This window comes from Halorubrum sp. GN11_10-6_MGM (assembly GCF_005435165.1).
Lineage (GTDB): Archaea > Halobacteriota > Halobacteria > Halobacteriales > Haloferacaceae > Halorubrum.
In genome coordinates this window covers 81,110-87,291 of record NZ_SGUC01000013.1, presented here as the reverse complement: position 1 = coordinate 87,291, position 6,182 = coordinate 81,110, and the positions used below count along the sequence as shown (strand labels likewise).

Sequence of the window (6,182 nt, the reverse complement as noted above, 5' to 3'; positions counted from 1 at the left end):
GACCGATTCCGACCCAAACACATCTAGCGGAATCATCCGTGTCGGACACCGCTGACGCGGTGTCCTTGTCCTCTTCGACACGACAGCGACAGCTCGCCAGTATCAACAATCTCCTACAGAAGAGCGTAGCATTTAGACCGTGCCTATCAATGGAAGAGTGAAGACCGATTATTAGTTCATTTTTGCCATCAATACCGGTATCTTTGAGAGATATGCTTTGGTTTGTTCCCTCTACTGTCTTGATCCTCTCACCAATATCACCATTGTCTTTCTTTTTCCAAATTGTCACAGAGGTATTCGCACTCAGGCTGTCGTTAGTGGTGTGTTGGTAGAAAACTGATTGTGTCGATTCATCATACGGATCTGGCTCAAATTCAACATTACCGGAATATGACACACTGAAATCGACAATTGCCTTGTTTCCTCCCTGCTCAACGGTATAAGTAATAGCTCGATTTACTTTTGATCCCTCACGATTGTACCGGCTAACATTTGTCGTGTCTATATTGTCGATGTGAAGGTCAAATGGTCTAGTGCTAGAAATAGCTGAAGCAGATATAACAATGGTTGCGTTTGAGCTGTTCGGGTTTTTTATGTATACCTCTGAGCTATTCGGTTTTTCGTCAACATCTATTTGATATGATGTGGCGTTAGGATCTAACTTTGCTCCAGAACTGACAAGATTGCCAACATGAAATTTAACACGCTCAGTCGAATCAAGAACTTCTACGTTGGCGATTACCTGTTGTTGTTCAGTTCCAATCTCAAGATCACTCGCGCGCTCAACATCCCATAATTCTCCCGAGGCAGTGTGCGCTCCTGAGATTGTTAATACCACAACGGCACCGATAACGAAACAGAGAGCGATACCCACTGACAACCAACGGAGCAATCGCGTCCGGAACATATCGAACGGGCCACGGCTGGCAGAGCGATCGCTCTCGGGGCGACACGACGCCTAGCGTCGACGCAGTCCCCACGAAGCGCCTCTTGTCACACCGCGGGATCTGTCACTCGGGTCGATCGCTTATAAGTGTGTTACGAACGTGAAAGCTTCCGCTGAGAGAAATAATCGCATGACTGCGGCGGTTGGCAAGCGAATATTCGGCCGCGGTTTGAAGAACAGATTGGAAAACGAACGGATCGACGTGGGAGGAACTCGCTGAGCCGGGTCAGTGTTCGACCGCTTCCATCATCGAGAGCAGCTGATCGGCTTGGTCGATCTGTACGGGGTGGACGCCGACGAGGGCGATCACGTCGTCGTCGTGCTGAACGGTCGCGAGATAGAGGAGGACGGGAATGTCCTCGACGGATCCACTCTCGTTCCCACCGCCGGCGTCGGCGCTGATCGTCGTCTCGAAGATCGAGACGGTGGACTCCTCGCCGAGGATCGTCCGCGTCTCCTCGCCCCGCGCTTCGAGATCGTCCGCTTGGATATCGGCGTTCCCGCCGCTGCCCGCCGCCTGCTGGTTGATCTGGTTGAGGAGCCGCCTGATGAGGGCTCCGCCCTCGACTCTGACGAGCGGGTTGACCGACTGTCCGGCGACCGACGCGTTCGGCGTACTCGCCACGAACAGCGCCGACTGCGTCTCCGAGTTGACGTACCGAGCGACCCACGTCGTGGCCGTCACCTCCGCGTTCACGCCCGTCACGTTGAACTCCCGGTCGATAGTGTACGACTCCGGTTCCTCGCCGGTGTAGGCAGAGTCGGCGTACGCGCTCTCGGAGACACGTGCGGGGTCCGCGTCGAACTCGTAGCTCCCGTCTTGGCCGGCGCAGCCCGCGACTGCGACGGACGTTGACGCGGCGATCGCCGCGAGCAGTCCACGTCGATTCATGTCTTGCGCTAGGTCTACACAGTTCTTTAAGCCTATCGGCGCGGCTATCGGTCGCGAGAACCCCGCAGCCGAAGGCACAAAGTTCACGTCGGGGCGCGCGCGACGTGAGGCAAATGGAACGTCGAGGACAAACCGGGCTGGTGGAAGCGCTCTTCTTGGACGTGGTCCGCCTCCACGAGACCTGGATGGAGATCGTCTTCCCGCGACAGCTCGATCCGAGCGCGGTCTTGGGGAAGTGGAAGCCCGAGACGTCCGTCCAGTCGGTCGGGTACTACCTCTGGGCCGTGTTGGGGGCGCCGCTCGTCGCGGTCGCGTATCCCCTGTTGCTCGTCGGGTTCGCCACGCGCTACTACGCCGCAAAACTCGACTCGGCGGTCACGCGCATCGGCGTCGCCGGCGCCGTGGTCGTCGCGGCCGTCGTCTGGGGGGCGCTGACCGTGATCACGCACTTCCAGCTCCCGTTCGACGCCGTGATCGCGGTGGGCGCCGCGAGCGCGGTGGCGGTCGTCTCAGCGGCCCTCGCCGCCGGATTTTCGAAGATCGGCGGGCGCTTCGTCAGCGTACTGCTCGCGTACCCGTTCGCGATGACGGCGCTGTTTTTACCGCCGGTCGTCGCCGCGCTCGTCACGCCGACGCTGGAGGAGCTAATCTTACCCCCGAGCTACGACCTCGCGCGGTGGATCCTCGACACGTTCCTCGCGGTGGGCGGAATAAACGAGGTGCTGCGTGGCGCGTTCGACCTGGAGACGTTCGGCGAGCAGTGGGGGCTCCCCGGACTCGGCTACGTCCTGATGTGGATCGGCATCTCGGTCCCGCTCGGCTGGTTCCTCGGGCTGCTCGTCGCGCTGGCGAACCTGATCCGGCCGGCGCCGGACGCCTGAGCCCACCGATCTACTTCTCGGAGTCGTACCGCTCGCTCGCGGGTTCGAACGCCCCCGCCGAGCGCTCCGTCGCTCGGCGCCGCTCTCGTTCCGCGACCGCCTCGGGGTCCGGATTCGCGTCGTCGTCGATCCGAGCGATCGAATTGTGGACTTTGGCGTGACACCAGCGACACAACCCGACCGTGATCTCGTGGGCGTCGTCGCCGCCGTACGAGAGGTGGTGTTCCTCGACGAGCGGGCGGGACTCGTCGTGAGCCAGTCGCACGTCCGCTACTCCGCACCGGACGCAGGTCTTCGCGTCGGTCGTCGAGCGGTAGTGCGAGCACGCGCGCCACTCGCCGTCTTCGCCGACGTGACAGTCGTAGCCGTCGGTGCGGCGGGCCGCCGCGAACTCGGGAGCGTCGCCAGCCCGCGTCAGCGCGAAGCGGCAGCGCCCGTCGTCCGTGAGGTGATCACAGACGTCCGCGACCGCGTACGGGTCGTCGACGCCGACGGGCGTCCCGTCGGGGGTGCGCTCCATATCGGTCGGTGGCGGCGGACTCACTTCAATGCGGTCGACGCCCCGGGAAGGAGAGGGAGTCGACGTCTGGGGGGAAGGAGAGGGGGTCGACGTCCGAGCGAAAAGGGAGACGGCGCCGGGTGCGTGGGGTCGCGGAAGGCTCAGACGAGGCTGGCGCCGTCGAAGTCCGTGCGGCCGTAGTCGATGTCGAGCAGTCGGAGGAGGGTGGGCGCGACGTCGAGGAGGTCGGCGTCCTCGACCGTCGCGTCGGGGTGGTCGACGAACAGCGCGGCGTCGCCGAAGGCGTGCATCCCGGTCCGCGGCCCGTCGGGGTCGAACACCCCGTCGTGGGGGCGGAACCCGGACTTGAGGTCGAACCCGTCGTTCGGGACGGCGACGAGGTCCGGCGCGATGGCGGCGTGGTCGCCGCGGAACACGGTCTCGCGGTCGACGACTCGGTCGACGACGGGGTTCCCGTCCGGACCCGTCCACGACTCCAGCGCCTCGCGAAGCTCCGCGCGCGTCTCCTCGTACTCCTCCTCGGGGACGACGCCGTTCGGCTCGCGGCCCTCCACGTTGAGGTAGAAGCGCCCGGGGACGAGCGAGTACGCGCGGGCGTCGTCGCCGATGTCCGACAGCGAGTCGTGGTCGTCGTCCTCGTAGGAGAGCCACCCCTCGCGTTCGAGCCACTCGTTACAGTAGACGTCGTGCCGTAGCCGACGGAACCCGTGGGTCGAGCCGACGACGAGCGTGACGTCGTCCGGGAGCGCCTCGCGGACCGCGCCGACGTGGTCGTCGAGCGCGGCGTGGAAGGCGAGCAGCTCCTCGCGGTACCTGCCACCGTCCTCGTAGTCGCCCCACAGGAAGTGATTGACGCGGTCGGGGGCGGTAAAGACGCCGACGAAGAGGTCCCAGTCGTCGCGCTCGACGTACCGCTCGAAGGCGGCGGCGCGGGCGTCGAGAGTCTCGCGGGCGTGTTCTAAGAACGCCGTCTTGTCCGCCTTGTGGCCGAGCTTCGCGTTGACCGACAGCCGGTAGTCGCTACCGGTGAGGTACTCGCGGAGCTCCTCGGGGTGCGCGGCGGCGTCGAGGTCGGGCGAGAGGTAGCCCGAGACCATCCGCTGGACCGTCCGCTGTGGCGGGAACGTGACGGGGACGTTCAGCACGGTCGCGTCGAGTCCGGCGTCGGTGGCGCGGTCCCAGACCCGAGGGGCCTGAACGTCGCGCCCCATCGGCACGTACGTGTCGTAGGAGCCGACCTCTCGGTCCTGAAAGCCGTACACGCCCGTCTCGCCGGGGTTCTTCCCGGTCGTGAGGCTCGGCCAGCACGCGCTCGACTCCGCCGGGACGATACTGTCTATCCGTCCCCCCTCGCCGTCGTTCGCGATGGCCGACAGCGTCGGAAACGTCTCCGGGTTGTCGGCGACGAGCCGGTACGAGAGGCCGTCGATCCCGATGAACGCCACGCGCGGCGTGTCGCTCCCCCGCAGCCGGTCGAAGAGGCCCATACACACCCATCCGCGGTCGAGGGCAAAAGGATTGACATCGGCGGTGGGGGAGTTCGGCGGCCGATCCCGTCCGTCCGCCGCGACGAGTGACGAGAGGGACAGCCGGGGGCCCGGTGGCCGGCGTCCGTCGCAGCGGCCTCCCTCGGGAGGCTTTTTGACCGTGACCGCGGAGGGGCGGACATGGAGACCCGACGCGCGCTGCTCGTCGACGCGTTCGCCGCGGAGCCGCTGGCCGGGAACGCCGCCGGCGTCGTCCCCGACGCAGAGGGACTGAGCGACGACCAGATGGCCGCGGTCGCCGCCGAACTCGGCGCCTCGGAGACGGCGTTCCTGACCGCCGCGGACGGAGCGGGCGGCGGCGCGGCCGACGACCGGCTCCGCTACTTCTCGCCGACGACGGAGGTAGACCTCTGCGGTCACGCCACGATCGCCACGTACGGCGCCCTGTTCGCCGAGGGGACGATCGACGGCGGCGAGCGCACGGTCCGCACGAACGCCGGTGAGATCGCGGTCGCGGTCGACGACGACGGGACCGTCTGGATGCGACAGCGGGCGCCGAGCGTCGAGGTCGTCGACGTCGACCTCGGTCGGGTCGCGGCCGCGCTCGGGGTCGACCCCGCCGCGCTGCGCGACGTCGGGGCGGACCTCCCCGTCGCGGTCGCGTCGACCGGGCTGCCGTTCCTCGTCGTCCCGGTGAACTTCTTGGAGCGCCTCGGCGAGGCCGACCCGGACGACGGGGCGGTCGAAGCGCTCGCCGAGGAGTTCGACGTCGCCGGCGTGTACGCGTTCACCTTCGACGCGCTCGACGCGGACTCGACGCTTCACGGCCGGGCGTTCGTCCCCTCGCTCGGCATCCCCGAGGACCCGGTCACGGGGACCGCGAGCGGGGCGGTCGGCGGGTATCTCCGCCACGTCGACGCCTTCGAGGGCGACGAGCCGGACGAACTCCGGTTCGAACAGGGGCACTTCGTCGACCGACCGGGTCACGTCCGCGTGCGCGTCGAGGCGGACGGGGTTCGGGTCGGCGGGCGCGCGACGGTCGCGCTCGACGGCGAGCTCCGGATTCCCGACGACGAGGACGACGAGATCATCGAGGCGTAGCCACCGTCGGGGCGACCCGACAGCCCGTCCGCCGAGTCCGTCGCACCGCGGCGGAAGGCGACACCGCGGACCGAACGTTTAGGATCGCTCGCGACGTATCCCGTCCATGGAGTTCGACCTTCCACGCGCGGTAGCGATCCTCGTACTGATCGTCGCGATCGGCGCCGGCGGCCTCATCGGCGCGGGGATGATGCCCCTCCAGACGACACTGATGATGGTCGTCCCGTCGATGCTCGTCTTCGGCGCGCTCGCGTTCGCGCTCGGCGTGAAACACGGCGAGTTCCGGGCGGGACACGCCTGATCGCGGAGCGGGAGGGGACGGCCGCCGGACCGACCGATTCGGAATCACGACCCT

7 protein-coding genes are annotated in these 6,182 nt (G+C 65.9%); 3 read left to right on the top strand and 4 right to left on the bottom strand.

All coding sequences use genetic code 11. The annotated features are described in order from the left end of the window. Together EXE46_RS16815 and EXE46_RS08630 are read right to left on the bottom strand one after the other, a co-directional pair. Positions 1-907 (bottom strand): hypothetical protein (locus EXE46_RS16815; protein ID WP_158413935.1); only part of this gene is annotated, 907 nt, incomplete at its 3' end. Positions 908-1,172: 265 nt separating this feature from the next. After that, positions 1,173-1,838: a DUF6517 family protein gene (locus tag EXE46_RS08630; RefSeq protein WP_137688014.1), complete on the bottom strand. Its 666-nt coding sequence runs from the start codon at positions 1,836-1,838 to the stop codon at positions 1,173-1,175. 140 nt (positions 1,839-1,978) lie between these two features. Between EXE46_RS08630 and EXE46_RS08625 the strand changes: the two genes are divergently transcribed. Then, a complete protein-coding gene (locus EXE46_RS08625; RefSeq protein ID WP_137688018.1) occupies positions 1,979-2,719 on the top strand; it encodes a hypothetical protein in 741 nt (246 codons plus the stop codon). Between the two features lie 10 nt (positions 2,720-2,729). Here EXE46_RS08625 and EXE46_RS08620 read toward each other — a convergent pair whose 3' ends face one another. Further along, the gene (locus EXE46_RS08620; protein WP_137688013.1) at positions 2,730-3,239 is read right to left on the bottom strand and encodes a hypothetical protein; all 510 of its coding nucleotides are present in this window, start codon (positions 3,237-3,239) and stop codon (positions 2,730-2,732) included. A gap of 140 nt (positions 3,240-3,379) precedes the next feature. Continuing rightward, the gene (locus EXE46_RS08615) at positions 3,380-4,726 is read right to left on the bottom strand and encodes an alkaline phosphatase family protein (RefSeq protein ID WP_137688012.1); all 1,347 of its coding nucleotides are present in this window, start codon (positions 4,724-4,726) and stop codon (positions 3,380-3,382) included. Between the two features lie 180 nt (positions 4,727-4,906). On the opposite strand from EXE46_RS08615, the gene EXE46_RS08610 reads away from it, so the two are divergent. Together EXE46_RS08610 and EXE46_RS08605 are read left to right on the top strand one after the other, a co-directional pair. Then, the gene (locus EXE46_RS08610) at positions 4,907-5,827 is read left to right on the top strand and encodes a PhzF family phenazine biosynthesis protein (protein WP_137688011.1); all 921 of its coding nucleotides are present in this window, start codon (positions 4,907-4,909) and stop codon (positions 5,825-5,827) included. Between the two features lie 106 nt (positions 5,828-5,933). Continuing rightward, complete coding sequence (locus EXE46_RS08605; RefSeq protein WP_137688010.1) at positions 5,934-6,128, top strand: hypothetical protein; 195 nt, start codon at positions 5,934-5,936, stop codon at positions 6,126-6,128. Positions 6,129-6,182 lie beyond the last annotated feature (54 nt).

Bases quoted from the DNA above. Each gene is read 5' to 3' on its own strand.
- EXE46_RS08630 (WP_137688014.1), bottom strand. From the start codon at position 1,838: ATGAATCGACGTGGACTGCTCGCGGCGATCGCCGCGTCAACGTCCGTC.
- EXE46_RS08620 (WP_137688013.1), bottom strand. From the start codon at position 3,239: ATGGAGCGCACCCCCGACGGGACGCCCGTCGGCGTCGACGACCCGTAC.
- EXE46_RS08615 (WP_137688012.1), bottom strand. From the start codon at position 4,726: ATGGGCCTCTTCGACCGGCTGCGGGGGAGCGACACGCCGCGCGTGGCG.
- EXE46_RS08610 (WP_137688011.1), top strand. From the start codon at position 4,907: ATGGAGACCCGACGCGCGCTGCTCGTCGACGCGTTCGCCGCGGAGCCG.
- EXE46_RS08605 (WP_137688010.1), top strand. From the start codon at position 5,934: ATGGAGTTCGACCTTCCACGCGCGGTAGCGATCCTCGTACTGATCGTC.